Annotated in this window: 25 protein-coding genes; 10 read left to right on the top strand and 15 right to left on the bottom strand. The window is 69.7% G+C overall.

What is annotated here, in order from left to right; translation table 11 throughout:
- Window positions 1-7 precede the first annotated feature (7 nt).
- The 3 genes from B0I29_RS27235 to B0I29_RS27225 all read left to right on the top strand — a co-directional run bounded on the left by B0I29_RS27235 (window position 8) and on the right by B0I29_RS27225 (window position 5,050).
- Window positions 8-3,118, top strand: coding sequence for a DEAD/DEAH box helicase (locus B0I29_RS27235; protein ID WP_111651947.1), 3,111 nt, complete (start codon window positions 8-10; stop codon window positions 3,116-3,118).
- Window position 3,119: 1 nt separating this feature from the next.
- Complete coding sequence (locus tag B0I29_RS27230) at window positions 3,120-3,950, top strand: SWIM zinc finger family protein (RefSeq protein WP_111651946.1); 831 nt, start codon at window positions 3,120-3,122, stop codon at window positions 3,948-3,950.
- 155 nt (window positions 3,951-4,105) lie between these two features.
- Window positions 4,106-5,050, top strand: a complete 945-nt coding sequence (locus B0I29_RS27225) for an aldo/keto reductase (protein ID WP_111651945.1) — start codon at window positions 4,106-4,108, stop codon at window positions 5,048-5,050.
- Window positions 5,051-5,089: 39 nt separating this feature from the next.
- Here the strand turns inward: B0I29_RS27225 and B0I29_RS27220 are convergent, their stop codons facing one another.
- The 6 genes from B0I29_RS27220 to vapB all read right to left on the bottom strand — a co-directional run bounded on the left by B0I29_RS27220 (window position 5,090) and on the right by vapB (window position 10,011).
- Window positions 5,090-6,595, bottom strand: coding sequence for a COG1361 family protein (locus B0I29_RS27220; RefSeq protein WP_146616894.1), 1,506 nt, complete (start codon window positions 6,593-6,595; stop codon window positions 5,090-5,092).
- 96 nt (window positions 6,596-6,691) lie between these two features.
- Window positions 6,692-7,543, bottom strand: coding sequence for a menaquinone biosynthetic enzyme MqnA/MqnD family protein (locus B0I29_RS27215; protein WP_111651943.1), 852 nt, complete (start codon window positions 7,541-7,543; stop codon window positions 6,692-6,694).
- Complete coding sequence (locus B0I29_RS27210) at window positions 7,540-8,763, bottom strand: MFS transporter (protein WP_111651942.1); 1,224 nt, start codon at window positions 8,761-8,763, stop codon at window positions 7,540-7,542. Before B0I29_RS27210 ends, B0I29_RS27215 begins: the two co-directional genes overlap by 4 nt.
- Window positions 8,764-8,795: 32 nt before the next feature.
- Window positions 8,796-9,380 (bottom strand): ArsR/SmtB family transcription factor, encoded by a 585-nt coding sequence (locus B0I29_RS27205; protein WP_111651941.1) that lies wholly within the window; start codon window positions 9,378-9,380, stop codon window positions 8,796-8,798.
- Window positions 9,380-9,796, bottom strand: coding sequence for a PIN domain nuclease (locus B0I29_RS27200; protein ID WP_245972764.1), 417 nt, complete (start codon window positions 9,794-9,796; stop codon window positions 9,380-9,382). The genes B0I29_RS27205 and B0I29_RS27200 overlap by 1 nt, the downstream gene beginning before the upstream one ends.
- A complete protein-coding gene (gene vapB, locus B0I29_RS27195; RefSeq protein WP_111652109.1) occupies window positions 9,793-10,011 on the bottom strand; it encodes a type II toxin-antitoxin system VapB family antitoxin in 219 nt (72 codons plus the stop codon). Before vapB ends, B0I29_RS27200 begins: the two co-directional genes overlap by 4 nt.
- A gap of 201 nt (window positions 10,012-10,212) precedes the next feature.
- Between vapB and B0I29_RS27190 the strand changes: the two genes are divergently transcribed.
- The 3 genes from B0I29_RS27190 (at window position 10,213) to B0I29_RS27180 (ending at window position 13,614) form a co-directional block, all read left to right on the top strand.
- Entirely contained in the window at window positions 10,213-12,216 is a 2,004-nt protein-coding gene (locus B0I29_RS27190; RefSeq protein WP_111651939.1) for a HelD family protein, read from the top strand.
- Window positions 12,216-13,082 (top strand): LLM class flavin-dependent oxidoreductase, encoded by an 867-nt coding sequence (locus tag B0I29_RS27185; RefSeq protein ID WP_111651938.1) that lies wholly within the window; start codon window positions 12,216-12,218, stop codon window positions 13,080-13,082. Before B0I29_RS27190 ends, B0I29_RS27185 begins: the two co-directional genes overlap by 1 nt.
- A 64-nt stretch (window positions 13,083-13,146) precedes the next feature.
- Window positions 13,147-13,614 carry a hypothetical protein gene (locus B0I29_RS27180; RefSeq protein ID WP_111651937.1) on the top strand — a complete coding sequence of 156 codons (468 nt, stop codon included), beginning with the start codon at window positions 13,147-13,149 and terminating at the stop codon, window positions 13,612-13,614.
- Here the strand turns inward: B0I29_RS27180 and B0I29_RS27175 are convergent.
- Entirely contained in the window at window positions 13,611-14,024 is a 414-nt protein-coding gene (locus B0I29_RS27175) for a GNAT family N-acetyltransferase (RefSeq protein ID WP_245972763.1), read from the bottom strand. The two genes, B0I29_RS27180 and B0I29_RS27175, sit on opposite strands and share 4 nt — an antisense overlap.
- A 104-nt stretch (window positions 14,025-14,128) precedes the next feature.
- On the opposite strand from B0I29_RS27175, the gene B0I29_RS27170 reads away from it, so the two are divergent.
- Window positions 14,129-14,884: a VOC family protein gene (locus tag B0I29_RS27170; RefSeq protein WP_311733592.1), complete on the top strand. Its 756-nt coding sequence runs from the start codon at window positions 14,129-14,131 to the stop codon at window positions 14,882-14,884.
- 2 nt (window positions 14,885-14,886) lie between these two features.
- Here B0I29_RS27170 and fliQ read toward each other — a convergent pair whose 3' ends face one another.
- The 7 genes from fliQ to B0I29_RS27135 form a co-directional block, all read right to left on the bottom strand.
- The gene (gene fliQ / locus B0I29_RS27165; RefSeq protein WP_111651934.1) at window positions 14,887-15,156 is read right to left on the bottom strand and encodes a flagellar biosynthesis protein FliQ; all 270 of its coding nucleotides are present in this window, start codon (window positions 15,154-15,156) and stop codon (window positions 14,887-14,889) included.
- Window positions 15,157-15,193: 37 nt separating this feature from the next.
- Window positions 15,194-15,985 (bottom strand): ABC transporter ATP-binding protein, encoded by a 792-nt coding sequence (locus B0I29_RS27160; RefSeq protein WP_111651933.1) that lies wholly within the window; start codon window positions 15,983-15,985, stop codon window positions 15,194-15,196.
- Entirely contained in the window at window positions 15,982-17,040 is a 1,059-nt protein-coding gene (locus tag B0I29_RS27155) for a FecCD family ABC transporter permease (RefSeq protein ID WP_111651932.1), read from the bottom strand. Before B0I29_RS27155 ends, B0I29_RS27160 begins: the two co-directional genes overlap by 4 nt.
- Window positions 17,037-17,972 (bottom strand): ABC transporter substrate-binding protein, encoded by a 936-nt coding sequence (locus B0I29_RS27150; RefSeq protein ID WP_111651931.1) that lies wholly within the window; start codon window positions 17,970-17,972, stop codon window positions 17,037-17,039. The genes B0I29_RS27155 and B0I29_RS27150 overlap by 4 nt, the downstream gene beginning before the upstream one ends.
- Before the next feature lie 82 nt (window positions 17,973-18,054).
- Complete coding sequence (locus B0I29_RS27145) at window positions 18,055-18,369, bottom strand: DUF4229 domain-containing protein (protein WP_111651930.1); 315 nt, start codon at window positions 18,367-18,369, stop codon at window positions 18,055-18,057.
- A 12-nt stretch (window positions 18,370-18,381) separates the two neighbouring features.
- Complete coding sequence (locus B0I29_RS27140; RefSeq protein WP_111651929.1) at window positions 18,382-18,810, bottom strand: hypothetical protein; 429 nt, start codon at window positions 18,808-18,810, stop codon at window positions 18,382-18,384.
- 13 nt (window positions 18,811-18,823) lie between these two features.
- A complete protein-coding gene (locus B0I29_RS27135) occupies window positions 18,824-19,516 on the bottom strand; it encodes a hypothetical protein (protein ID WP_111651928.1) in 693 nt (230 codons plus the stop codon).
- A 232-nt stretch (window positions 19,517-19,748) separates the two neighbouring features.
- Between B0I29_RS27135 and B0I29_RS27130 the strand changes: the two genes are divergently transcribed.
- The 3 genes from B0I29_RS27130 to B0I29_RS27120 all read left to right on the top strand — a co-directional run bounded on the left by B0I29_RS27130 (window position 19,749) and on the right by B0I29_RS27120 (window position 25,466).
- Window positions 19,749-21,434, top strand: coding sequence for a C40 family peptidase (locus tag B0I29_RS27130; RefSeq protein ID WP_111651927.1), 1,686 nt, complete (start codon window positions 19,749-19,751; stop codon window positions 21,432-21,434).
- Window positions 21,435-22,816: 1,382 nt separating this feature from the next.
- The gene (locus tag B0I29_RS27125; protein ID WP_111651926.1) at window positions 22,817-23,206 is read left to right on the top strand and encodes a hypothetical protein; all 390 of its coding nucleotides are present in this window, start codon (window positions 22,817-22,819) and stop codon (window positions 23,204-23,206) included.
- Window positions 23,207-23,513: 307 nt separating this feature from the next.
- On the top strand, window positions 23,514-25,466 hold the full coding sequence (locus B0I29_RS27120) for a DEAD/DEAH box helicase (RefSeq protein WP_111651925.1): 1,953 nt from the start codon (window positions 23,514-23,516) through the stop codon (window positions 25,464-25,466).
- Window positions 25,467-25,665: 199 nt separating this feature from the next.
- Here the strand turns inward: B0I29_RS27120 and cds1 are convergent, their stop codons facing one another.
- Window positions 25,666-26,760, bottom strand: a complete 1,095-nt coding sequence (cds1, locus tag B0I29_RS27115) for an L-cysteine desulfhydrase Cds1 (protein ID WP_375790627.1) — start codon at window positions 26,758-26,760, stop codon at window positions 25,666-25,668.
- Between the last annotated feature and the right edge of the window lie 3 nt (window positions 26,761-26,763).

Raw genomic sequence — 26,763 nt, 5'->3', positions numbered from 1 at the left:
GGTCGCGGTGCTGGTCGTTCATGGCGGCTGGGTTCCGGGTGCGGGCGGTCCCGGCCGGCTCGTGCTCTGGGCCGAGGACCCGGCGATGCCGCTGACCTCGGCGTCCCGGGCTCGCTCGCGTCCGCATCCGTTCGCTGTCTCCGCCGACATGCTGCGTGCGGCTCTCGGCGAGCCGGTGGTCGACGCGGCGGGTGAGACCGCGACCGTCTCGTTGCCCGGCACCGCACAGGGCCCGCTCCCCTCACCCGAGGCTGCCGCCGCGGCCGCGATCGACACCGAGGCCGGGAGACCACCCCGGGGGCTCCGGCTCGCCGCCTGGGCGATCCCGGTGCTCACCGTGCCCGCCGAGGCCGCCACGCCGGTGCTCGCGACCCTCGCCGAGCCCGACCCGGGCGGTTCGTGGGTCGCCGGGCCGTCGTTGCGTTATCTCTGCCTGCTCGCGGGTTACGCGTGCGATCTCGCTCGACGCGGACGGATGCTGCCGCAGTTGGTTGTCGAGGCCGGTGTTCCGGCGGCGCGCTGGCGGCCGGTGCTGACCGGGGCCGACGCGGTGACCTTCCGCGATTTCGCGACCGGCATCCCGCCGGTGGCCCGCGCGATCGTCACCTCCGCATCCGGAAAGCCGGCGCCCGGAAATCCGGGGGCTGGCAAGCCGGGGGCGGATCAAACCGCCGGTCATCCGGCCGGGCGGATCGTGCGGGAGACGCTCGAAGCGCTGGTCGACGTGGCCGCGCGCGACGTCATGCCGGAGCGGATCCTGGCCGGCATGCGGCCCGGGCCGAAAGCGCCGCTGCCCGATCGCTGGCTCTCCGCTCTGACCACCGACGATCCGGCGTTGCCCGGTGCGCCCAGCGGCGAGGTCCGCGAGCTACGTCAGGCGCTCGACGACTGGATGCGGGCCGCCAACGCGGCCAACGGCCCGATCCGGGTCAGTTTCCGGCTGATCGAGCCGGGCGTCGAGTCCGACGAGTGGGCGCTGGAGTTCGCGCTCCAGTCGGCCGACGATCCGAGCCTCTATCTCACGGCCGCCGCGCTATGGGACGGCGACCGGTTCCCCGGCCTGCCCCGGCGTCCCGACGAGGCGCTGCTGGCCGGGCTGGGCCGGGCGGTCCGGCTCTTCCCGCTGCTGCACATGGCCCTGCTGGAGCAGCGGCCGGCCGCGATGCCGCTGACCACCGGGGAGGCGTTCGAGTTCCTGCGCCAGGTGGCTCCGCTGTTGCAGGCGGCCGGTTTCGGCGTGCAGCTGCCGTCCTGGGCCGGGCGTAAGGGTGTCGGCCTCAAGCTCACCACCCGGTCGAAACCGAAATCCAAGGCCGGCGCGTCCCGGGCTGTCGCCGACTCCGGGTTCGGCCTGGCCGAGCTGGTCGAGTTCCGGATCGACCTGGTGATCGGCGAGAGCACGGTGAGCGCCGAGGAGCTGGCCGAGCTGGCCCGGCTCAAGGTTCCACTCGTGCGAGTCCGCGGCCAGTGGGTCGAGCTGGACGATCGCCAGCTCAAAGCGGCGCTCAAGGCGGTGAGCCGGCGGCGCGAGGGTGAGCTCACCGCGGGCGAGGTGCTCCAGCAGGTGGTCGACGGTGGCGACGAGGATCTGCCGCTCGTCGAGATCGACGCCGACGGCATGCTCGGTGACCTGCTGTCCGGGCAGGCCGCGGAACGCCTGACTCCGCTGCCCACACCGGCCGGTTTCCACGGGACGCTGCGGCCGTATCAGGAACGCGGCCTCTCCTGGCTGGCCTTCCTCAGCCGGCTCGGGCTGGGCGGGATCCTCGCCGACGACATGGGCCTCGGCAAGACCGCGCAGACGCTGTCCCTGCTGCTCACCGAAAACCTGGCCGATCCTTCTCAGAAGACGTTGCTCATCTGCCCGATGTCGCTGGTCAGCAACTGGCAGAAAGAGGCGGCCCGGTTCGCGCCCTCGTTGCGCGTCTACGTGCACCACGGCGGCACCCGTCTGCGCGGCGACGATTTCACCGAGGCGGTGGCCGGAGCCGACCTGGTGCTCACGACGTACGGCACCGCGCTGCGTGACCTCGACGCGTTACGTGAGGTCAGCTGGGGCCGGGTGGCCTGCGACGAGGCTCAGGCGATCAAGAACAGCGGGACCCGGCAGTCCCAGGCCGTGCGGGCCATCAAGGCGCGTACCCGTCTCGCCCTGACCGGCACCCCGGTGGAGAACCATCTGGCCGAGCTGTGGTCCATCATGGATTTCGTGAACCCGGGACTGCTCGGGCCGGCGAAACGGTTCCGGCGCCGCTTCCAGGAGCCGATCGAGAACCGGCAGGACGAGGACGCCACCGCCGCGCTGAAGCGGGCGACCGGCCCGTTCGTGCTGCGTCGCCTCAAAACCGATAAGAGCATCATCTCGGACCTCCCGGAGAAGAACGAGATGAAGGTGTGGTGCTCGCTCACCCCCGAGCAGGCCACCCTCTATCAGGCCGTTGTCGAGGACATGATGGCCGAGATCGAGAACAGCGAGGGCATCCAGCGGCGGGGCAACGTGCTCGCCGCGATGATGAAACTCAAGCAGGTCTGCAACCACCCCGCCCACCTGCTCAAGGACGGCTCCCGCCTGCCCGGCCGCTCGGGCAAGCTGGCCCGCCTCGAAGAACTCGCCGAGGAGATCGTCGAGGACGGCGACAAGGCCCTGGTCTTCACTCAGTACGCCGAGTGGGGCACCCTCCTCCAGCCGTACCTCACGGCTCAGCTCGACCGGCCGGTGCTCTGGCTGCACGGCGGCCTCACCAAGGCACGCCGCGACGAGCTGGTCGAGCGGTTCCAGACCGGCACCGAGCCGATGATCTTCCTGCTCTCGCTGAAAGCCGCCGGCACCGGCCTCAACCTCACCGCGGCCAACCACGTCGTCCACTTCGACCGGTGGTGGAACCCGGCGGTCGAGGACCAGGCCACCGACCGGGCGTACCGCATCGGGCAGTCCCGTGACGTGCAGGTTCGCAAGTTCATCTGCACCGGCACGCTGGAGGAGAAGATCGACCAGATGATCGAGCGGAAAAAGGCGCTCGCCTCCTCGGTCGTCGGCACCGGCGAGGACTGGGTCACCGACCTGGACACCGATCAGCTGCGTGAGCTGTTCTCCCTCGGCCCCGGGGCGGTGAGCTGATATGCCGGTCGACCAGAGCGGGCGGTTCTACGAAGCCGGGCGCCCGATCGAGGTGGACGGCGGGCTCGCGGTCCGGGCACAGCGCGGCAAGATCGGCGAGCAGTGGTGGTCACGGCGGTTCGTGGACTGGCTTGAAGGCGTCTGCCAGCCGGGGCGGCTGGCGCGCGGACGAACGTACGCTCGTAAGGGTCAGGTCTTGGATTTTGCCCTTGCGCCTGGCCGGGTGACCGCTCGCGTGCAAGGCTCGCGCCCGGTGCCCTACCAGGTCGAGATCCGGATCCCGGCCTACGACGAGGCGCAGTGGACCGACATCACCGAGGCGCTCGGCAGCCGGGCGCTGTACCGGGCGGCGCTGCTGGCCGGTGAGATGCCGCACGAGATCGTCGAGCTCTTCACCGACCTGGGCATGCCGCTGTTCCCCTCGGAGCTGGACATCTCCTGCTCCTGCCCGGACTGGGGCATCCCGTGCAAGCACGGTTCGGCGGCGCTCTACGTGCTGGCCGAGGCCTTCGACGACGATCCGTTCCTGGTGCTCGCCTGGCGTGGCCGGGGCCGGGACACGCTCCTCGACGACCTGCGGGGCACCCCCGAGCCGGACGAGGAGATGGCGGACCCGCTCGCGATCGAGGAGGAGCCGCTGGACGACCGGCTGGCCGACTTCTACGCGCCCGGGATCAGTTTGGGCCGGCTGCGGGAACGCCCGGCCCGGGGTGGCACGCCGCCGGAGCTGCTGTTGCGGGCGCTCGACCCGCCGCCAGTGAAGGTGCGGCACATCCCGCTGGTGGACACGCTCCGAGCCGCGTACCGAGACCTGGGCAAAGCTGAGGAATGACACCCCGGGCCGCGCCCATCGTGAACCGATCGTGGGCGAGTCCACGATGGACGCGGCGGCCTGTGAGGTTACCGGGAGTGCCCTCAACTTTGCGAGAGGTGACATGTCGTGTCAATAGATGACAACCAATATTGGAGTTAACGACCGTGAGTGAGATGACCTACCGCCGGCTGGGCGACTCGGGCCTCGTGGTGTCCGTCGTCGGCATCGGCTGCAACAACTTCGGCCGCAAGCTGGACGCCGAGGGCACCCGCGAGGTGGTCGACGCGGCGTTCGACGCCGGCATCACGCTGTTCGACACGGCGGACATCTACGGCGCCCCGCACGGCACCTCGGAAGAGCTGCTCGGCGCCGCTCTCAAGGGCCGGCGCGAGGAAGCGGTTCTCGCCACCAAGTTCGGTATGAACATGGAGGGCCTGAACGGCCGCGACTTCGGCGCCCGTGGCTCCCGGCGGTACATCACCCGGGCCGTCGAGGCGTCGCTGCGCCGGCTGGAGACCGATTACATCGACCTCTACCAGATGCACGAGCCGGACCCGGCCACCCCGATCGACGAGACGCTCGCCGCGCTGGACGACCTGGTCCGCTCCGGCAAGGTCCGGTACCTCGGCAACTCGAACTTCTCCGGCTGGCAGATCGCCGACGCCGACTGGACCGCGCGGACCAGTGGGCAGACCCGGTTCATCAGCGCGCAGAACCGGTACAGCCTGCTGCACCGGGAGGCCGAAGCGGAGGTGGTCCCGGCCTGCGAGCAGTTCGGCCTCGGGCTGCTGCCGTTCTTCCCGCTCGACTCCGGCCTGCTGTCCGGCAAGTACCGCCGTGGCGAGCCGCCAGCCGCCGGCACCCGCCTGTCCCAGGACCGTTACACGCCCTGGCTGGAGGAGGCCGACTGGGACACCATCGAGGCGCTGACCGCGTTCGGTGCGGAGCGGGGCCACAGCCTGCTCGACGTCGCGATCGCCGGTCTTGCCGCGCTGCCCGCGGTGACCAGCGTGATCGCCGGCGCCACCACGGCCGAGCAGGTCCAGGCGAACGCGGCGGCCGGGTCCTGGGAACTCACCGCGGCCGACATCGTGGCGCTGGAGACGATCCTCAATTGACGAGCAAGGCCGGGAGCGTTGCTCCCGGCCTGCAAACTCTCACTCGACGACGGTGATGATCCGGCGACGACGGGCCATTCGGTACGCGATCACGCCCGCGAGCAGCAACGCCACACCCCCACCAGCGAGCAGGCCGGCCGGCGCCCCGGTGATCGGCAGCGCCTCACCGGCACCCTCGCCGCCCGAGGTCAGCTTCACCGTGAGAGCCGCCGTGTCGTTGCCGCTCTTCGCGTCCTGCACTCCGCCGTCGACCGTCACGGTCCCCGGCGCGTGCTCACCCTCGCTGATCTCGCCGGTGAAGGTGAAGGTCGCCTTGGCGTTCTTGGCCACGCCGTCCAGCGCGCAGACGTAATCCCGGCCGTCCAGCGACTCGATGTCACTGAGTTCAGTCGGCGACGTCCCGGCCAGGCACGATTCGTCGATCTCGCTCAGCGCGACGCCGGTCGGCATCGTGACGTGGACGTACGGGAACCACTGGAAGCTCGCCGGAACCGTCCCGGTCGGGCCCAGGTTCTGTACGCCGACCTCGACCGACACGGTCTGCCCGGCACTGCCCTCGAAGACGCCGCCGATGGCTTTGCTGTCCGCCGCCGACTTCGGCACCGCCACCGTGAAATCGGCGAGGTTGTCGTCCGGGTTGAGGTCGTCGATCCCGGCCGGTTCGTCGGCTGACGCCGTGGGCACCGACTGAAGCTTCAGCTCCGCGCCGGCCGCGCCCGCGGTCTTGCGCGCGAAGTCATCGAGGTAATCGCCGCTCAGGCCGACCGCGCCGACGATGACCGGGTATTCGTACGGGCCTGGCGCGTCGGGCTTCACCTTGATCCGCAGCGGGGCCGACTCGGGCAGGGTGAACGTGCCGCCACCCGCCAGCGGCTCGTCGATGACACAGATGACGCCGCCGAGCTCGTCGTCGACGAGGCAGTTGCGGTAGTTCAGCACCGGGACCACGTCGGAGTACGCCGTAAAGACGAACAGGCCGACCGCCTCGACATCACGGTTGCCGGTGTTGCGTACCTCGAACGGCACGTTCGCGCTCTTGCCCCGGCCGACCTTCAGGTTCGCGATGTCGCTGACTTCCAGGTCGACGCCGCCCTTGGCGGTCTGCACCACCGCGATCGAGGTCTCGAAGCTCGGCAGGCCACCGACCCAGGTGGCGACGGGAACATGAATCGCCGGGCCGGCGCCGGCCACCGGCTTCACCGAGAACTTGACCTTGCGCCGCTCGCCCGGCTTGACGTCGCCCAGGTCGCAGGTGGTCTGGTCACAGCCTTCCGGCGGGGTGAACCCCAGGTCCGCGCCGATCGGCTTGGCCTTGGTGCCGAAGCTCAGGACCACGTCCTTCGCCGCGATGGTGGTCAGGTTGTAGATGTCGAGCTCGACCGTCTTCGACTGCCCGCTGATCACGGTGACCGTCTCCGGGCCAAGCACCGCCACGAACGGGAACTCTTCCTCGGCGGCCTGCGCGGGCAGGGCCAGACCGGTCACGGCCAGGCCACTGACCAGTGCGGACAGGGCAAGACGATGGAACAGAGTACGCAGACGCATGGTCACCGATCTCAGAGATCAACGGCGGGAAGTCCGAGGATCCTAAAGGCGACCGGGGAGGACCAGGGAACCTCTCCGATGAAGGAGAGACGAAAACTAGACGTCGGCGAAGTGGGGCCCGTCCTCGGGAAGCGCCGGCACCTCGCCACGCAGCGCTCCACGCCGGGCGAACTCGCGCAGCCCGGCGATCTGCCGCTCACCCAGCGAGAAGTCCAGCGCCCGGAAGTAGTTGGCGAGGGTGGCCGCGTCGAACGGCTCCCACCGGGCGCCGGCCTCGGCGACCTCGTCCAGTTCCTTGAGCGCCAGGTCGCGGGACCGCTGGAACGCCTCGTGCACGTCCTTGACCAGGCCCGGGTGTGCGGCTGCGAAGTCCTTGCGGACCGCCCAGACGGCGAACACCATCGGCAGCCCGGTCCACTCCTTCCACGCGTCGGCCAGGTCGATCACCTGGAGGCCGAGGGCGGGCGCCTCGTACATGGCGCGCAGGGCCGGGTCGCCGATCAGCACGCCGGCGTCGGCCTCCATCAGCATCTGCGACAGGTCGGGCGGGCAGCGGAAGTACTCGGGCTCCACCCCGTACCTCTCGGCCAGAAGCATCTGCGCGAGCAGGACGCCGGTCCGCGAGGTGGAACCGAGCGCGACCGGCCGCCCGTCGAGCTCGGCCGGAGGCCGGGTGGAGACCAGATTGACCGAGAGCACCGGCCCGTCGCTGCCGACCGCCAGGTCAGGCAGCAGGAGCAGCTCGTCGGCGTGCCGCAGGTATTCGACGAGGGTGATCGGCCCGATGTCCAGATCACCGGCGACCAGCGCGGCACTGAGCCGTTCCGGAGTGTCCTTGTGCAGGTCGACGTCGAGGAGAGCGCCCGAACGCATCAGCCCCCAGTAGATCGGGAGGCAGTTCAGGAACTGGATGTGCCCGACCCGGGGCCGACGGACGCTGTCGCTCATGCTGCGACGTTATCCCTGATCTCGCTGCGACCACCGGTCGCCGGGGTGGCGGGTGGCTCAGATCGCACCATCGGCAGGCACGCCAGCGCGGCCAGGATCCCGGCGGCTCCGGCGGCCGCGACCAGGATCCGGGGCTCGAAGGCCTCGGCGAGCGGGCCGGCCACGAGCAGGCCGGTCAGCCCGGCGCCCTGCACGGCTGCGGTCGTCACGGCGAAAGCACGGCCGTGCGCCGCCGACGGGACCCGGCTCGCGATCAGCACGGTGGTGCAGATGTTGAGAGCGCCGTTCGCCGCCCCGCCGACGATCCAGAGCGGGATCAGCCAGCCGGCACTGGACACGGTCGCGCCGGCGCACACCATGGCGCAGGTGAAGCCGAGCAGAGCGAGAACCGTCGGCAGGGTGATCCAGCGGCGCGGCGCCCGCCCGAAGGTCAGGCTCGCGGACAGCATCCCGACCGTCCAGGACGCCATCACGAAGCCGTAGACGCTGGTGGAGGCGCCGAGCGTGTCCCGGATGAAGAAGACCTCGAAGACGTTGATCGCGCTCACCCCGCCGACGACAGCGGCGACCGCCACGGTCATCACGGTGAGCACGCGGTCGTCGCGCAGCCGAAAAGACACGGCCGGCGGTTTTGTGGCCCCGGTGGGTGCGCCTCTACGCGTACGAATGAGAAGTCCGATTCCGACCAGCGCGAGATAGCTCGCGGCAGCGAGCGTGAGTGGCAGTTTCGGGCCGGCCTGACCGAGCAGGATGCCGGCGAGGGCCGGTGCCGCGAGCATCCCGATCTGCCCGGCGGTCTGCACGAGGCCGCTCGCGCGCGCCAGATCGGCCTCGCGCACCATGCCCGGGACCAGCGCGGCGAAGGTCGGCTGGGTGACCGCGACGCCGCACGCGAGCAGCGCCACCAGCGCGATGATCAAAACCGGCTGGGTGGTGAAGATCAGCGCCGCGCAGAGCGCGGCCTGGGCGAGACCCGCGCAAACCAGGAGGGTACGACTGTCCGCACGGTCCACGAGACGCCCGGTGAGCGGGGCGAGCAGTGCGATCGGGAGGCTCGCCGCCAGGAGCAGCCCGGAGACGGCGAGACCACCGTGCCCGGAGTCCTGAAGAACCAGGGCGAGCGTGGTCGCCGCCAGCAGATCGCCGCAGACCGAGATGGCGCGTCCGGTCGCGGCGAGGTGGACGTCAGCCCAGCGCGACTCGGCAGATGTGAAGGACATACTTCGAAAGTAATCCTTCACATCTGATCGACTCAAGTAGTCACGGGGAAAGCCGCGTACTGAATCACCACCTGGCGGGCGTCCTCGGGTGCGTCGTCCTGCCTGGTCCGCAGCTTGTAGGGCTCCAGCAGCGACCGAATCTGATCACTCAGCTGGGTCAGCTCCTCGGCGGTGACCAGGAGTTGCTGGCCCATCAGCTGCGACGCCTCACGCCACTGCTTCGTCTCCTGCGGCTGACGCTCCATCCACTCGCGGATGCGGTCCTTGTCGCGGGCCAGGTAGAGCTCGACGAGCGCCCGCTCCGCCGCGAACGACTCGGGATGCTCGGCGTCGGCGTCGAACATGAGGTTGGCGGCCTTGCTGCGCCACCGCCGCTCCCGGCCGTCACCCTGGCTCGGCGCCTGCTCGACGAGGTCGTATTTCGCCAGCTCACGCAGGTGATAGCTGGTAGCGCTCGGCGAGAGGCCGACGAGCCCGGCACACTCGGTCGCCGTCATCGCGGCCCCGGTCACGGTGAGATGCTCGACGATCTCGATCCGCGCCGGATGCGCCAGCGCCCGCATCGTCCGCGCATCGCTGATCCGCACCTGAGCCAGCCCACTCTCCTGCTCCGCCATCACTCATCTCCCGTCACGTGGAGGCGCTCCACAGATTGGCCGGTGATCTCAGCGATGATGTCGAAGTCCTTGTCGAGATGCAGCACGGTGAGCCCGGATCGCTCGGCAACCGCGGCGACCAGCAGGTCAGGAACGGACGGCGCCCGATGCCGGCCCTGATCCGCCAGAAGCGCCTGCACCTCGACAGCACGCTGCTCCGCGGCGGGAGTCATGAACTCGACCGGCATCAACGAGAGCGGCGGCTGACTCGAGTGCCTGCGATGCTCGGGACCCGACCGCGCCGAGAAGCCGACCTCCAGCAATGTCGGGGTGGTTATCCGGACCAGCCCCCGCCCGAGCCGTTCGAGCCAGCCCTCGGCGTCGACGCTCTTCGAGATGCGCACCAGGGCCGACTTGTCGATCAGCCAGCCGGTCACCGCCAGGCCTCGGTCATCAACTCCTCGTCGGCGAGCCCGGCGTACTGGTCTTCGAAGCTCACCAGATCGGCCATCGTCACCTTGCGGTTCTCCTGGGGGAATGCCCGCGCCAAGGTTCGCCGCAGGACCTCGCTGCGGGAGAGGCCGAGGCGCCTGGCCTCGGCGTCCATGGCAGCCACCACTTCGTCGGGAACGTCACGAATCAATAGATCCATCTCCACACCCCCTTTGATATCTCAGGATATCTCGACTGGCAGTCGCTAATTCGGTGGACAGACGGCTGTCAAGGCGTAGCGTGGAGGGCCGCTTGACGGCCGTGGTGACAATGCACCGCAGCGGGCGTCCCCGCGCCGCCGGCGGCCTACCTGTCCTGCGGATACGCGAGCAGCAGCCCTCGAATTCTCTGGGGATGATCTGTGCCCACCGATCTGGATACTGAGCTCGCCGCCGAACGTACCCATCTCATCGAGTCCCGGGCCGCGCTGCGCCGCATGCGTGACCGGGCGCAGTCGCTTTTCGCCGCGGGTGACAAGGTCGCCGGCGACGCGTACACCGCCGAGCAGCTGGGCCGGCACATGGCCCGGCGGGTCAAGGAGCTCGCCGACGACCCGGAGACGCCGCTCTTCTTCGGCCGGCTCGACATCGACGAGGCCGCCTATCACGTGGGGCGGCGGCACGTCACCGACGACCTGGGCGAGCCGATGGTCCTCGACTGGCGGGCGCCGCTGTCGCGGAGCTTCTACCGGGCCAGCGTCCGTGACCCGCAGGGTGTCGCCGTCCGGCGCCGGTTCGGCTTCGTCAAAGGTGATCTGACCAGCTTCGAGGACGAGCATCTTGATCGCGGCGAGGAGCTCGGCACCAGCAGCCGGATCCTGACCGCTGAGATCGAGCGCCCACGTGTCGGGCCGATGCGGGACATCGTCGCCACCATTCAGCCGGAGCAGGACGAGCTGGTCCGCGCCGATCTCGGCGACTCGATCTGCGTGCAGGGCGCGCCCGGCACCGGCAAGACCGCGGTCGGCCTGCACCGCGCGGCATTCCTGCTCTACCTGCACCGGGAACGGTTGCGCCGCTCCGGCGTGCTGATCGTCGGGCCGAACACCGCATTCCTGTCGTACATCTCGGCGGTCCTGCCGACCCTCGGTGAGGTCGAGGTTCAGCAGTCCACACTGGAAGAACTCATCGGCCGGGTGCCGGTCAAGGCGGTCGACTCGCCGCCGGCTGCGTTGATCAAACATGACGTACGCATGGCGCAGGTGCTCCGCAAAGCCCTGTGGGGCCGCCTGGGCAAGCCCACCGTGCCGATCATGGTGTCGGACGGTTCGTACCGCTGGCGGATCGACACCGAGCCGCTGCGCCGGATCGTCGACGAGGCACGCCGTGACGGCCTGCCGTACGCGGTCGGCCGGGAACGTGTCCGCGCCCGCGTCGTCGGCCTGCTGCAACGCCAGTCGGAGTACCGCACCGGCAACTCCCCCAACGAGACCTGGCTGCGCAAGATGAGCAAGATCGGGCCGGTCACCGAGTTCCTTGAGTCGACCTGGCCGGCCGTCACCGCGGAGACGCTGGTCGCCGGCGTGCTGACCGACCCGTCGATCGCCGGCGACCTGCTCACCGAGTCCGAACAGGACGCGATCCGCTGGGCCAAGCCGCCGAAGACCGCGAAGTCGGCGAAGTTCACGACGGCCGATCTGGTGCTGCTCGACGAGGCCGCCGGGCTCCTCGACCGGGAGAACAGTTTCGGTCACGTGGTCGTCGACGAGGCTCAGGACATGTCGCCCATGCAGGCCCGGGTGATCGCCCGGCGCAGCGAGCACGGCTCGATCACGCTGCTCGGTGATCTCGCGCAGGGCACGGCACCCTGGGCGGCCACGGACTGGCGGGAGATCCTCGGGCACCTCGGCAAGCCGGACGCCGCCGTGGTGCCGCTGACCGTCGGGTTCCGCGTACCCGAGGCAGTTGTTGCGCTGGCGAATCGCCTGCTGCCCTGGCTCGGGGTGAACGTGCCGGAAGCGGTGTCGCTTCGCCGCGACGGCGACCTCGCGGTGATCGCCGTGCCGGACCCCGCGGACCTGGACGCCCGGACTCTCGCCGAGGTCACCGCCGCGCTCGGGCATGAGGGATCGGTTTCGGTCATCGCCGCGGACGACGCGGTGGACCGGCTCCGCGGTCACCTCACCGCGGCGGGCATCGAGCACGCGACCCCCGACGAGACCGAGTCCGAAGCGCGCGTCACGGTGGTGCCCGCGACGCTGGTCAAAGGCCTTGAGTACGACCATGTCATCGTCCACGAGCCCGCCGCGATCGTGGCCGCCGAGCCGAAGGGTCTGAACCGCCTCTACGTGGTGCTCACCCGGGCCGTGACCCGGCTGTCGGTGTTGCACGCCGAGCCGCTGCCCGACGCCCTTAGGATCGATTGATGTCTCGAATCGGAGTGATGTTCGACCGCGACCGTGCCCCCGAGGAACTGCCCGCCTACGCCAAGGCGATGGAGGAGGCCGGCGTCGACGACCTCTGGGTCGTCGAGGATCTGGGCTGGGCCGGGGCGATCAGCACGGTGGCGCTGGCCCTCGCCGCCACCTCGCGGATCCGGGTCGGCATCGGCATCGCGCCGGTGCCGCTCCGCAACCCGGCGCTGTTCGCCATGGAGCTGGCGATGCTCGCCCGGGTCTACCCCGGCCGCGTCGTCGCCGGCCTCGGTCATGGCGTCGCGGGCTGGATGCGCCAGGTCGGCGCCGATCACAAGTCGAAACTCGCCCTGCTCGAAGAGAGCATCGTCGCGACCCGCGGCCTGCTGAACGGCGAGACGGTGACGCTGCACGGCCGCGAGGTGCACATCGATGGAGTGAAACTCGTGCACCCGCCCAAGGTCGTGCCGCCGATCGTCACCGGCGTGGTCAAGCCGCTCTCGCTGGCGCTCTCCGGCCGGGTCGCGGACGGGACGATCATCGCCGAGGGCAACGGCCCGGTGCAGCTGAGCGAGTCGCTCGCGCACGTGCGCGAGGGCGGCGCCAAACCCGATCATGAGGCGATCGTTTTCGTGTTCCTGCACGTCAACGACGATTCGGCTGACGCCGAAAAGATCACAGGCGATTTGGTACGCATCCAGTCCGAGTGGCTCGGCGTCGACCCGTCGGACCTGTTCTCGCTGATCGGCCCGGTGGCACAGATCCCGGCCAAGGTGCAGGCGATCACCGACGCGGGGATGAGCACGCTGGTGCTGCGACCCCTCGGCCCGGACCCGGTCGGCCAGGTGCGGACCACGCTCGCAGCGCTGGGCCGCTGATTTCCCTCCCCTGAACGGGGAATCCCACTCGCCGAACCGGGTCGGCTCGGGCGACGATCCCGATGTGGACATCGTCGCCCAGTGGGTACGAACTGCATGGACGAAACAGTCGCGCGGCGGGGAAGCAGCCGCGCGGCGCAATGCGATGCCGATCGCGTTTCCGGTCCCGGAGGCCGGCACGCCGATCCTGCACGAGATCGACATGGCGGAGTGGGACGACTTCGACCCCCGGTTCACGCTGCGGCGCGAATTGCCGGATCCGTCCCGGGTCTCGCTGCGCCCGGCCGGTCGGCTGCTGAGTGTGGAACTCGTCCCCGAGCCGGACATGAATCCGTCCCGGTGGTACCGCGGGTCGATGGTGCTGCTCGCGCCCGGGCAGTGGTTGCGCTGGCAGATCAACTATCGGATCGCACACCTGCGCGACGGCGAGTGGAGCTACCGCCTCGACACGCTGAACCTCGCATTCGGAGCCATCGGCGTCTTCGGCGGCACCCCGTCGCGTTTCCTCGACGAGCGCACCCACCTGTACTAGAGCGGCTTCACCCAGCGGGACCACTCGCCCTGCTGGTAATAGCCGTGCGCTGCCCAGATGCCGTGCGCCTTGGTGTTGTGGTCGAGGACCATGGCGTCGGCGCGGGTACCGCCCAGCTCGCGGAACCGCTGCTCGGCCGCCTCGATCAACCGGCCGCCGATGCCTTCCCTGCGGTGCGACGGCGCGACCGCGAGCCGGTACAGATGGCAGCGCCAGCCGTCCCATCCGGCCACGATCGTGCCGACGACGACCTCGTCGAGAACCGCGACGATCAGCGCGTCCGGGTCACGGTCGACGAGGGCCTCGACCGCCGCGAGGGTGTCGACCGGGCGGACGTCGTTTTCCGCCGCCTCCTGCCAGAACGCCAGGACCTGGGACAACTCGTCGCGACGCACCGGCCTCAAGATCATGACCGCCATGATAGTTACGTCGCCGGTTACCGATTTGGTTCAGGTGAGCCGGAACAACGACAGTTTCATTCTGAGCGGAGCATGTAAATGCGACCATGCGGAACATGACCGTTCCAGCGCCGGGCGTGCCTACCTGGGTGGATCTGGCCACCGCCGACCTGGGAGACGCGACCCGTTTCTACACCGAGATGTTCGGCTGGACCGCTGAGGTCTCCGGCGACGACTTCGGTGGATACACGACGTTCCTGCTGAACGGCCTGCAGGTGGCCGGGGCGGGGCCGCTCTTCGGCGAGGGCCAGCAGACCGCCTGGAGCACGTACTTCGCCGCCGGCGACGCCGACGTGGTGGCCGCCCGGGTGGAGGCGGTCGGGGGGAAAGTGCTGGTCGCGCCGTTCGACGTGATGGATCAGGGCCGGATGGCCGCGTTCCTCGACCCGGCCGGCGCGCCGTTCAGCGTGTGGGAGCCGGGGATGATGCGCGGCGCCGAGATCTTCAACGCACCGGGCGCCCTCACCTGGAACGAGTTGAACACCCGCGACCTGGACGGCGCGAAGAACTTCTACGCCCTGGTGTTCGACTGGCAGTACCAGGACACCAGCATCGGCGGGTTGCCGTACGCGTTGTGCCAGCTCAGCCAGCAGCCGGTCGCCGGTTTCCAGCTGATGGCCGGTGCGGGGTGGCCCGATGACCTGTTGCCGCACTGGCTGGTCTATTTCGCGGTGGGTGACTGCGACGCCGCGGCCGAGCACGCACACCAGCTCGGCGGCCGGGTCGTGCACGGGCCCACCACGATCGCGGCGGGCCGGTACGCACTGCTGGAAGACCCGCAGGGTGGCCGCTTCGCGATCCTGGCACCCTGATTTCAGGCCAGCAGCTGCGGGATCTTGGCGTACAGCTGCTCGGTGAACGTCATCATCTCGCGGAGCATCCAGTTGCCGGTGAGCAGCAGGACGAGCCCGATCGCGATCGCTTTCGGGACGAAGGAGAGCGTCGCCTCCTGGATCTGGGTCACCGACTGGAACAGCGAGATCACGAAGCCGACCCCGAGCGCGGTGAGCAGCACCGGTGCCGCCAGCTTCGCCGAGATGGTCATGGCCTGGAGCGCTAGTTCCACCACCATCGTGTCCGTCATAACGAACTGTTCGGGCGAATCAAGAGTTTTTCGAGTGCTAAACGGTTGCATTCGGGTTGCCGCGGACCGCGACGACCAGGGGGCCGTGCTCACCGTCGATGACGCGTACGCGTACCCGGTAGTGCTCGGCCAGGTTCGCTTCGGTCAGCACCTCGGCGGGTGTGCCGGAGGCGACGACACGACCGCCGGCCAGCAGGATCATGCGGTCGGCGTACTCCCCCGCGGTCGACAGGTCGTGCATGGTCGCCAGCACGGTGAGGCCGCGTTCGGCGCGCAGCCGGTCGACGAGTTCGAGGACTTCCTGCTGGTGGCCGATGTCGAGGGCACTGGTCGGCTCGTCCAGCAGCAGGATGCCGGCGCCCTGGGTGAGCGCGCGGGCCAGGAAGACCCGCTGCCGTTCGCCTCCGGAGAGCGTGTCGAGGCGGCGCCCGGCGAACGGCTCCAGGTCGAGCGCGGCCAGGACCTCGTCGACAACGGCCAGGTCCGAGGCCGACTCACGGCCCAGCGGCGGGATGTACGGGGTACGCCCGAGCAGCACGTAGTCGTAGACCCCCATGGCCGGCGGGACCACGGGCGACTGCATCACGGTGGCGATCGCCTTCGCGCGTTCCCGGCGGTGCAGCCGGGCGATCGGCGTACCGTGCCAATGGATCTCCCCGTCGTGCGGCAGCAGGCCGCCGATCGCCCGCAGCGCCGTGGACTTACCGGCGCCGTTGGGTCCGATCACGGTCACCCATTCGCCCTCGGCGACGTCGAGATCAACACCGTCGACGATCAGGTTGCCGTCCAGCCGGACCGTCAGGCCGCGTACGGAAATCGCTGCGGTCATGTCGGCATCGACTTCATCGTGCGCATGACCAGCACGAAGAAGGGCGCGCCGAGGAACGCGGTGACCACACCGATCGGGATCTCCGCGTCACCGGCGACGGTCCGGGCCAGCAGGTCGGTCAGGGTCAGGAACGCGGCACCGAACAGCACCGACAGCGGCAGCAACGACCGATAGCTCGGGCCGGTCAGCAACCGGATGGTGTGCGGCACGATGATCCCGACGAACCCGATCAGCCCGGAGACGGACACCGCCGCCGCGGTACCCAGCGACGCTGCGATGATCAACAGGTACCGGCTGCGCTGCGGATGCAGCCCGAGACTGGCCGCCTCCGCGTCACCGACGGTCAGAACGTCCAACTCCCGGCGCTGGGCCAGCACGATCACGCCGGTCACCACGACGTACGGCAGGATCACCAGCACGTCGTGCCACCCGGCGGTGGACAGCCGGCCGAGCAGCCACGAATACACCTGCTGCAACGACTCGACATGCCGCTGCAGTAAGTAGGTCTGCGCCGCCGACAGGAACGCCGACACCGCGACACCGGCCAGGATCAGCGCGGCCGGCGATCGATCCCGGCTGCCGGCCGCACCGAGCAACCAGGTGAGACCCACAGCGATCACCGCACCGGCAAAAGCAGCCATGGGTACGCCCACCGGCAGCTCAGTGGCGGCGCCGGCACCGAGCACGATCACCGCTGTCACGCCGAGCCCCGCGCCGGCCGCCACCCCGAGCAGGTGCGGGTCGGCCAGCGGATTGCGGAAAGCACCCTGATAGGCGGCACCGGCCAGGGCCAGCATCGCGCCGACCAGCAGACCCAGCACGACCCGGGGCAGCCGCAACTTTATCAGGATCGCGACTTCACGATCACTGAGGCCGCTGTCCACGCGTACCCAAGGAAGTTGATTGAAGATCTCCACCGCGACGCTTGCGGGAGGCAGCCGGGCGGAGCCGAAGGCGAGGCCGAGAAGCATCGCGACCAGCACCGACAGCACCCCCGCGACCAGCCACGCAGGACGCAGCCCGGCAGGCCGCGCCACGACGCGGCGATCGGTCACGCGGGAACCTTGCTCACCGCGTCGGCGACAGCCTGGACAAGATCGACGGTACGCGGACCCCAGCGCGACGCGATGTCGTCGTCGAGGCCGTAGATCTGACCCTTCTCGACGGCGGTGACCGCGGCCCAGCCGGCGCGCGCTTTCACCGTCTCGGCGGACTGCTGGCAGCACTTGGTGTCGGCCAGGAAGATCGTGTCCGGGTTCGCCTTGACCAGCGACTCCTGGGTGAGCTGCGGGTATCCGCCCAAGGAACCGGTCGGGTCGGCGGAGTCGGCCACGTTGGTCATGCCGAACCTGGTGAAGACCGAGCCGACGAACGTTTTCGAGGTGGCCGAGTAGAGCTCCGGGCCGAGCTCGTAGAAGTAGGAGAGCGGCTCGGTGCGGGCCGGGACCGATTTCACGATCTCGTCGATCTTGGCGGCCATGTCCGTGCCGACCTTGTCCGCCTCGGCCCGGTGGCCGGTGAGCGTGCCCAGGTCGCTGATCTGGTCGTAGGTCTCGTCCAGCGTGGTCGCGGCCGGCGCCACGAACGCCGGGATGGACAGCTTGTCGAGCTGCGCCACGATGTTCTCGGTGTCGTTGGAGACCACCACGAGGTCCGGGTCCTTCGCCGCGATCGCCTCGGCGTTCGGCTTGAAGCCCGACAAGTCGGTCTTGGGCGCGTCGGCCGGGTAGGTGGACTGGTCGTCGACCGCGGTGACCTGCGGCCCGGCGCCGATCGCGAAGAGCATCTCGGTGGCGGTCGGGCTCAGCGAAACGATCTTCTCCGGCCGGGCCTCCAGGGTCACGGCACCAACCGCGACCGGGTACGCCACTGACGAGCCGGCCGGCGCAACCGTCGGATCCGCGGTTTCCTCGCCACCACAGCCGGATGCGGCGAGGAGCAGAGCGGTCGCGGCTATCGCGGTGCTGATCAGACGTCGTTGTCGCATGACCTGTTCTTATCAGGGGCGACCGACGGACGTTTTGTCGGCTCTTATCAGGAGCGGGCGCCGGGTGCTTTCTCGGCTCTTGTCAGGAGCGGGCGTCGGGTGCTTTCTCGGCCGAGTCGGCGGCGACGACCCGGTCACCCGCGGCCGCGGCGTCCTCGTCGCCGGCCAGAGCGGATCGCAGCCGGTCCTTTTCCGCTGTGCGCTTCGCGGAGATCGTGCCGAGCTGCTCGGCCATCTCGTCACGCCACTTGCGCAGCAGCAGGAACGAGAGCCCGGCCGAGGCGACGAACGCGACCATCGCTTTGACCAGGATGTTCAGCGGAGTGGGTGACAGCGCGACGAAGACGATCACGAACAGGCCGATCCGGCCGAACGTGTATTTGATGGCGGGGCTCATCTTTACTCTCCCTCAGCCGGACCGCTGGCCGAGCCAGCGGAGGCCGTAGAACCAGATCAGGCAGTACAGAACCGTACCGGTGGCCGCTCCGGCCACGCCGCTGACCAGTGCCGGTGCCACTGACGAGACAAGGCCGGCCACCGACATCCCGCACGCGACGCCGAAACCGCCGGCGAGGGCGGCGACGATCACCCGGTCCGCGCCGAAGCCCTCGGCCCGGAACTCCTCGACGAAAAGCCAGACCGGCAGGATCAGAACAAGCCAGCCGTTGGACGCGCCGAACTCGCCGAGTCCGGTCAGCGCCATCACCGCCTCGAAGATCAGCAGCACGACGAGGCCGACCGCGAGCCCGGCGAACGCCGCGCCCAGCAGATCGTTGATGGTCGCGAGCCGGCCATCGGCGTCACGCCGCAGACCGGGCACGTTTCTCTGCTGAGTCATCGCGGACCGCCTGTCAGGCCCAGACCCGTTGCGGCTCGCTGCGCCGCTCGGCGTACGAAATGGGTTTGTCGTGCTCGTGAACGATCTCGAAGCTGTCGTCTCGCTCGACCGGTTGGTAACCGGCGTCGCCGATCAGGTCGAGCAGGTCGTCTTTTGCATCCGGCGCTTCGTCTTTATCTCCAGGCGCCGCGCTGGCCAGGTCGTCGGCGCCGAAGTTCAGTGCGAGCTGGGCGACGGACAGGCCGTGGGAGTCCCAGAGAGCGGTGAGGTGCGGGACGTTGTCGAGGAGCAGGCGGGCGACGGCGAACGTCTTCAGCGACTCGGCCGGCATCGCCGACTCGTGGCGCACCGGGGCGAAAGTGCGGAAGCCACCGGTCTCGTCCTGACGCGCGCGCAGGCGCAGCACCTCGTCGACCCGGTCACCCGGCTCGTCGATGTGGCCGTAGAGCATCGTCGCGACGCCGGCGGCGATCATCTCGTCGAGGTTCACGTTTGGCAGCGCGGCCGTCAGCTCGCCAAGTACGTTCGGGTGGTCGTTCACGGTGAACGACACGCGGTCACCGTTCAGCTCGGTGCGGCGGTGATGGGCCAGCCGGCCGAGCCAGGCCAGATCGTCCGACTCGTGGAGCGCGATGCCGTCCTCACGGGTCAGCCGCTCGCCGGCGTAGACCTTCGCCTCGAGTTCGCGTTTGAGCCCGGCGTCCATGTGCGCCCCTTTCCGTCAACCTCGTGGTCGAGGGTACGTGCCGGGTCCGACAACAAGCACGGGACGTGCGGGGGCGTTACCTCCGGCACCTGCGATGATCTTCACGGACACCGGAAAGTCGAAATTTTCTCAGCGTGTTTTCACCTTCTTTCGATCGACACCGGTCCTCGCCCTGGGGTATGAACCTTAAGGAACGACTAGCGCGGTCTAGGTCCGCGCGGACGGGGAGCTCATGTCCAAGGCAGTGCGGTACGGATCGTCACGCTTCGTACCTTGGCGTCTCCGTCCGTTCGTGTACCCGGCGGCGGTGCTCGCGGCGATCGCCGCGCTGTTCCAGCCGATCCCCGCGATGGCCGCGCCGACCGACCCCGCACCCGCCACCCCGGTCTCGATCCCCGACAGCGGCTCCCGGCCGACGCAGCTCGGATCCCTTGTTCTTCCCGGCGCCCCGGCCTCCACCACCACGACCATTCCGGCGACCTCGATCACCGGCATCGCGACCAGCCCCATCGTCGCCAAGGTGGAAAAGGGCCGCGCTGAGATCGCCACGCTCGGCGACGAGCTGATCCGGGTCGGCCAGGACCGCGACATCGTGCAGACCCAGGTCACCACCGCGAATCAGAAGGTGCTGGCCGCGCAGGAATCACTCCGATCCGCGCAGACCGCCGCTGTCGAGGCCGCTGACGCCGCGGTCCTCGATGCTGCCGCGCTCCCGCCCGGCGCCACCGGCTCCGGCCTGATCGACCTCGAGTCGCTGGCCCGGCTCCAGCGCGGTGACGACACCGTGCACCAGGCAGCCGCCCGCCTGCTCGACTCGGCGCAGACCGCCGCGCAGCTCGCGCTGGACGAGCAGACCCTGTCCGGCAGCCAGTACACGAAGCTCAACGGCGAGTGGACGAAACTGAGCGCCCAGCTCGCCCAGAAACAGGCTGCCCAGCAGAAACTCGAGCTGGACAACGCGGCCGAGCTGAGCGCCGCCGAAACCGTGCAGAACGCGGCCGACCAGGCCCTCGGCACCGATTACCTCGCCGGGACCGAAGCCGGTCGCAGCGCCGACGCTCGCGCCATCAAGGCGCTCGAGTTCGCGCTGGCGCAGCGCGGCGACCCGTACGTGTGGTCCGAAGAGGGCCCGGATCAGTACGACTGCTCCGGCCTGATGTACGCGGCCTACCGCTCGTCCGGCGCGGGTTACGCACTCAACCGCGTGTCGCGCGACCAGTTCAGCCAGACCCGCAACAAGACGGTCTCGCGGTACTCGCTGCTCCCCGGTGACCTTCTCTTCTTCAGCTCCTCGAACAGCTGGACCGGCATTCACCACGTCGCCATGTACGCGGGCGAGGGCATGATGGTGGAAGCCCCCCGCACCGGTCTGAACGTCCGGCTCACGCCGGTCCGGTGGAGCCGGCTCTTCGCGGCCACCCGGGTGTTCGGCTCGATCGAGGGTGACACCGAGGCTCCTGACCTGGGCGCTCCCGACCCGGACGAGCCTGCCGGGACCACCCCGACGTCACCGGCCGGGACCACACCGACCTCACCGTCGGCGTCGCCCACGAGGTCGACGGGACCGTCGACCTCGCCGACTTCACCAACTTCGCCGACCACGCCGTCCAAGACGCCGTCCCCGTCGACGACGCCTACGAAGACGACCTCGCCGTCGACGTCGCCGACCAAGACGACCTCGCCGAGCACTTCGACGTCGCCCACCAAGACCACGTCGCCCAGCACGCCGACGACCACGACCACCGCGCCGTCGCCGACCACCACGACCAGCGAGCCGGAGACCACGCCGAACCCGGTGGAGACCTCCACGTCACCCGCAGCGGTCGAGTCGTCGGACGCGGCGGCCGAGTCTTCCGCGGCGAGCGCGAACGCGGAGTCGGTTTCGCCTTCCGAGTCCACATCGTCCTCTGGCGAATAGTCGGAATTGGGTCGATAAAAACTCCCGAAATTCCATCCGAAACGGCCATCAGCCCATCGGACACCCGGCGTCCGGCAGGCGAGCCTGATGCCGGGTGTGTTCACACCGGCTGATGTGGCACGGTTAAGGTCAGCGCGCGACGTCCGAACCGTCGGCAGCGGTGGTCGGGAGGACCCATGGAGGACCAGCAGGCGACCCGGGACGGCGAGCTCGGCACGCCGGCAGCCGCGCGGCCGCCGGCGCCCGACACCGAGGGGTACGCACCACCGCCCCCACCTGCGCCTGGAGCCCTGTGGGCTTCGGGGTCGGCCTCGGTTTCCAGCCCACCTGCGAGTGGGTCGGCTTCTGTTTCCAGCCCACCTGCGAGTGGGTCGGCTCCTGTTTCACTGCCTCCGGCTGTCGGCTCCGCGCCGGTGTCGGGGGTTCCTTTGTCCGGTGGGTCGGTTCGGCCGATTTCAGCTGTGCCCGCAGCCGGTGCCGCCCGGGCCGCTGTGCCGGGCGCGATCCGGCCCGGCGACGGTGAGGTGCACTCGTCCGGGACGCCGGCTGTTTATGGAGCTCCGCACCAGCCTGGCGATGATTCCGGCGTGGTTGAGGATGCCGGCCCTGCCGCTTCCGACGGCTCCGCGGTCAAGGCTGTTGGAAGTGAGGCCGTCAAGCCGGTCAGCGGTTCCTCGTTCTTCGAGGCCAAGGTGGCGGAGTTCAAGGCTGCCGAGTCCTCCAACGGCTCTGCCTCGACCGACGCCAAACCAGCCGACCCAGACTCCGCCGACCCAGCAGACCCGGCCGACCCAGCGGACCCGGCGGACCCCGCCGACCCCTCAGATCCGGCCGACCCTGCCGATCCCTCAGACCCGGCGGACCCCGCGCCTGTGCCGCAGCCTGTTCCCGCGCGGCCTAAGCCTTCTGAGCCCGAGCCCGAGCCCGAGCCCGGACCGATCCGGCCGGAGCCGATCAGTCCGGTGCCGGTTCCGGAGCCGTCTGTGCCGTTCCCGACGCCCACGCCGGAGCCGGCCCCGACGCCGCTCCCTCCCGGCCCAGGACCTAACCCGGTCCCCCCGGCCCCAACACCTAGCCCGGTGCCCCCGGCTCCGGGACCCAGCCCCGTGCCGCCCGGTCCCGGACCCAGCCCCGTGCCGCCCGGTCCCGGGCCTAGCCCTGTGCCGCCCGGGCCGGGGCCTAGCCCTGTGCCTCCGGGGCCCGGGCCTATGCCGCCTGGGCCTGGGCCGGTGCCGCCGGTCATGGGGGGTGGGCTGCCGGCCTACACCTTGCCGCCCGCTGCCGGGCCGGGTGGGTTGCCGCCTGCCGGACCGCCGAAGACCTATGGCACGCCCGTCTCGAAGGCCTACCCGGGCTTCCCGTCCGCACCGGAGAACAGCGACATGACGCAGCAGGTTCCCAGCGACATGACTCAACCGGTGCAGACCGGGAACTCGTACGGGTTCAACGCTCCCCCGCCCACCACGCCGGTGCAGAACGGCGTGCCGCAGCAGCGGGCGCAGGCCGGCGGGACGGTTTACAGCACCGGCGGCTACCCGGCCATCGACATGACGATGCCGGTCAATGTCGACCCGGTGGAGAACTCCGGCTCGCTGACCGGGCACATCCTGGCGCAGGGCTGGCACGACGGCCCCGTCGACCAGCGGCGGAGCAACTTCAAGGTGGTCGTCGCGATGCTCGCCGTACTCGGCCTGCTCGTCACGATCAGTCTCATCTTCGTGTTCACCGCGGGCGACGCCTTCACCGACATGGTCAAGAACATCGGCGGCTGAGAGCGGCTGAATTCGGACCGGGTGGAGGTTACGGCGAGGACGGACGGGTTAACCCGATGCGGTGAGTATTTGCCGCTGGGAGCGTCTAGACCTAAGCTTGCAGGGTTGTGCTCCGGGTGAGCCTGCCCACTACCAGCCGGGAATGCGGCCGGTCTGGCAAACGTTGACCCGTACACTAATGACAGTTATTCACGCGGCGTGCCCACCCGGTGCGCGCCACGGGCGTTCTTGCGGGCATTTCAGCGAGCGGTTCTCAGAGATCCGCGGCGGGCCATTCGCGAGCATGCGCCCCCGTAGAGAGGTTCTCTTGACCACTTTCGCTGATCCCAGCACGTTCCCGTCCGTACTCGAAACCCCCGCAACATCGGAAGAAACCACCGCGACCACGGAGATCATCGCCCCGGAGTCCTCGGAGACGGCCGAGACCACCGAGGCCAGCGCGACCGTTGAGGCCGCCGCTGAGCAGACTGACTCTCCCGAGATCGCTGCGGCCCCCGAGGCCGCTGAGGTGCCGGAGGCCGTTGAGGTCCCGAGCCTCACCTTCGCTGACCTGGGCCTGCCGGTTGAGCTCGTCCGGGTGCTGACCCGTGAGGGCATCTCCACCCCGTTCGAGATCCAGGCTGCCACCGTTCCGGACGCGCTTGCCGGCCGTGACGTGCTCGGCCGTGGCCAGACCGGCTCCGGCAAGACTCTCGCCTTCGGCCTTCCGGTGCTCGCCCGGATCGCGCTGAGCGGCAAGGCTCGCCCGCACTACCCGAAGGCCCTGATCCTGGTGCCGACCCGTGAGCTGGCGATGCAGGTCGCCGACTCGCTCATGCCGCTCGGCCGTTCGGTCGGCGTCTTCCTGAAGACCGCCGTCGGCGGCGTTCCGTACGACCGTCAGATGGACGCTCTGCGCCGTGGCGTCGAGGTCATCGTCGCTACGCCGGGCCGGCTCGCCGACCTGATCGAGCGTGGCGCGTGCCGTCTCGACGACGTCGAGATCACCGTGCTGGACGAGGCCGACCAGATGGCCGACATGGGCTTCCTGCCCGAGGTCACCGACCTGCTGTCCAAGACGCCGGAGAACGCGCAGCGCCTGCTGTTCTCGGCCACTCTGGACGGTGACGTCGACAGCCTGGTCAAGCGCTTCATGCACGACCCGGTGACCCACTCGACCGCGCCGGCCGAGGCCAGCGTGTCCACGATGGATCACCACATGCTGCTGATCCCGCCGGCGGACAAGTTCCCGATCACCTCGTGGATCGCCAACCGGGAGGGCAAGACCATCGTCTTCGCCCGCACCCAGATGGGCGTCGACCGCCTGGTCGAGCAGCTCGCCGCGGTGGGCGTCCGCGCCGGTGCGCTGCACGGTGGCAAGACCCAGCGGGTACGCACCCGCACGCTCGCCGAGTTCAAGGAAGGCCGGACGAACGTCCTGGTCGCGACGGACGTGGCGGCGCGTGGCATCCACGTCGACGGCATCTCGCTGGTCATGCACGTTGACCCGCCGAAGGACCCGAAGGACTACCTGCACCGGGCCGGTCGTACCGCTCGGGCCGGCGAGTCCGGCGCGGTCGTGACGCTGGTCCTGCCGAAGCAGCGCCGCACCACTCAGGCGATGCTGACCAAGGCCGGCGTGGCGCCGGAGGAGACCCGGGTCCGGGTCGGCGACGAGAAACTGTCCGAGATCACCGGCGCTCGCCAGCCGAGCGGCATCCCGGTTGTCGAGGAGCCGGAGCAGCGCCGCGAGCGTGGCGACCGTCCCCGTCGTTTCGGTGACCGTCCGTCGCGTGGTGGGTACGGCGACCGCCCGCAGCGTTCGTTCGGCGACCGCAACGAGCGTGGCGGCTTCAGTGACCGTCCGCGTCGCTCGTTCGGCGACCGTCCGGCCGGCAGCGACCGCCCGCAGTACGGTGACCGGCCCGCCGGTGACCGTGGTGGCTACGGCGACCGCCCGCAGCGCTCGTTCGGCGACCGCCCGCAGTACGGCGACCGGCCGGCCGGCAGCGACCGTCCGGCCGGTGGCGACCGCCCCCAGTACGGTGACCGGCCCGCCGGCGACCGTGGTGGCTACGGCGACCGCCCGCAGCGTTCGTTCGGCGACCGTGACCGTGGCGGCTTCGCCGGTGGCGACCGTCCGGCCCGTACCGACCGTCCGGCCGGCGAGCGTCACTACGGTGACCGTCCGACCGGCCAGCGCCGTGAGGCTCCCCGTGGCGACCGCCGCGAGGGCCCCCAGGGTCGCGTCGGCTCGTCCCGCCCGGCCCGCAGCTACTGAGCTGAGGCCGGCGGTGCACAACCGCTAGAAGCATGATGAAAGGCCCGGCACGCGATCAGCGTGCCGGGCCTTTTGCTTTGGAGGCTGCGTTCCGGGGCCGCCGGAGGCCGCCGACGGCCTTGAGTGGGCAGTAGAGCGTGTCCGGCGTGCCAGGCCAGCCTTTGCGTTACGCGTACCAAAGGAAGAGCGTGAGAATCCCTCAGCGGTCTCGCCACTCGCCGTCGGAGAGGAAGCGGTTGACGATCGCGGTGTGCGGGGCGAGGTCGAGGCCTTGGCGGGCGACCCAGTCGTCGGAGTAATAGGTGTTGGCGTAGCGTTCGCCGCCGTCGCAGATGAGGCTGACCAGGGAACCTGTGCGGCCGGCAGCGAGCATTTCGGCGATCAGGCGGAACGAGCCCCAGAGGTTGGTGCCGGTTGATCCGCCGAGGCGGCGGCCCAGCACTTCCGAGCCGGCTCGCATGGTGGCGAGCGACGCGGCGTCCGGGACGTGCACCATCCGGTCGACGACGCCCGGCTGGAACGACGGTTCGACGCGGGGGCGGCCGATGCCTTCGATGCGGGAACCCTGGCCGGTCACGACGCTCCAGTCGCCGGCGAGATAAGCCTGCCAGAACGCCGAGCCTTCCGGGTCGACAACGCACAGCTTCGTGGCGAAGCGGCGGTATCGGGCGAAACGGCCGATGGTCGCGCTGGTGCCTCCGGTGCCGGCGCCGACGACGATCCAGGCCGGGATCCGGTGCCGTTCCAGAGCGAGCTGGCTGAAGATCGACTCCGCGATGTTGTTGTTGCCACGCCAGTCGGTGGCTCGCTCGGCATGCGTGAACTGGTCCATGAAGTGCCCGCCGAGCTCGGCCGCGAGCTTGATCGCCTCAGGGACAACCTCGGTCGCGGTCGGCACCAGGTGGCACTTGCCGCCCTGGAACTCGATCAGCGAGATCTTTTCTGACGAGGTGCTGGCCGGCATGACCGCGATGAACGGCAGGCCGAGCATCCGTGCGAAGTACGCCTCACTCACCGCTGTCGATCCGGAGGAGGCTTCCACGATGGTGGTTCGCGGGCCGATCCAGCCGTTGCAGAGCGAGTACAGGAAGAGCGAGCGGGCCAGCCGGTGCTTGAGCGAGCCGGTGGGGTGCGACGACTCGTCCTTGAGGTAGAGATCGATCCCCCAGGCCCGGGGCAGCGGGAACGGGATCAGATGCGTGTCGGCCGACCGGTTCGCGTCCGCCTCGACCTGTGCGATCGCGTCGCGGGCCCAGTTACGTTCGACGATGCCTGAGCGATCGAGGCTGGTGATTTC

The sequence above is a fragment of the Actinoplanes lutulentus genome (assembly GCF_003259845.1).
In the GTDB taxonomy this organism is placed as follows: Bacteria; Actinomycetota; Actinomycetes; order Mycobacteriales; family Micromonosporaceae; genus Actinoplanes; species Actinoplanes lutulentus.
This window is presented reverse-complemented; position numbering and strand designations above follow the sequence as displayed.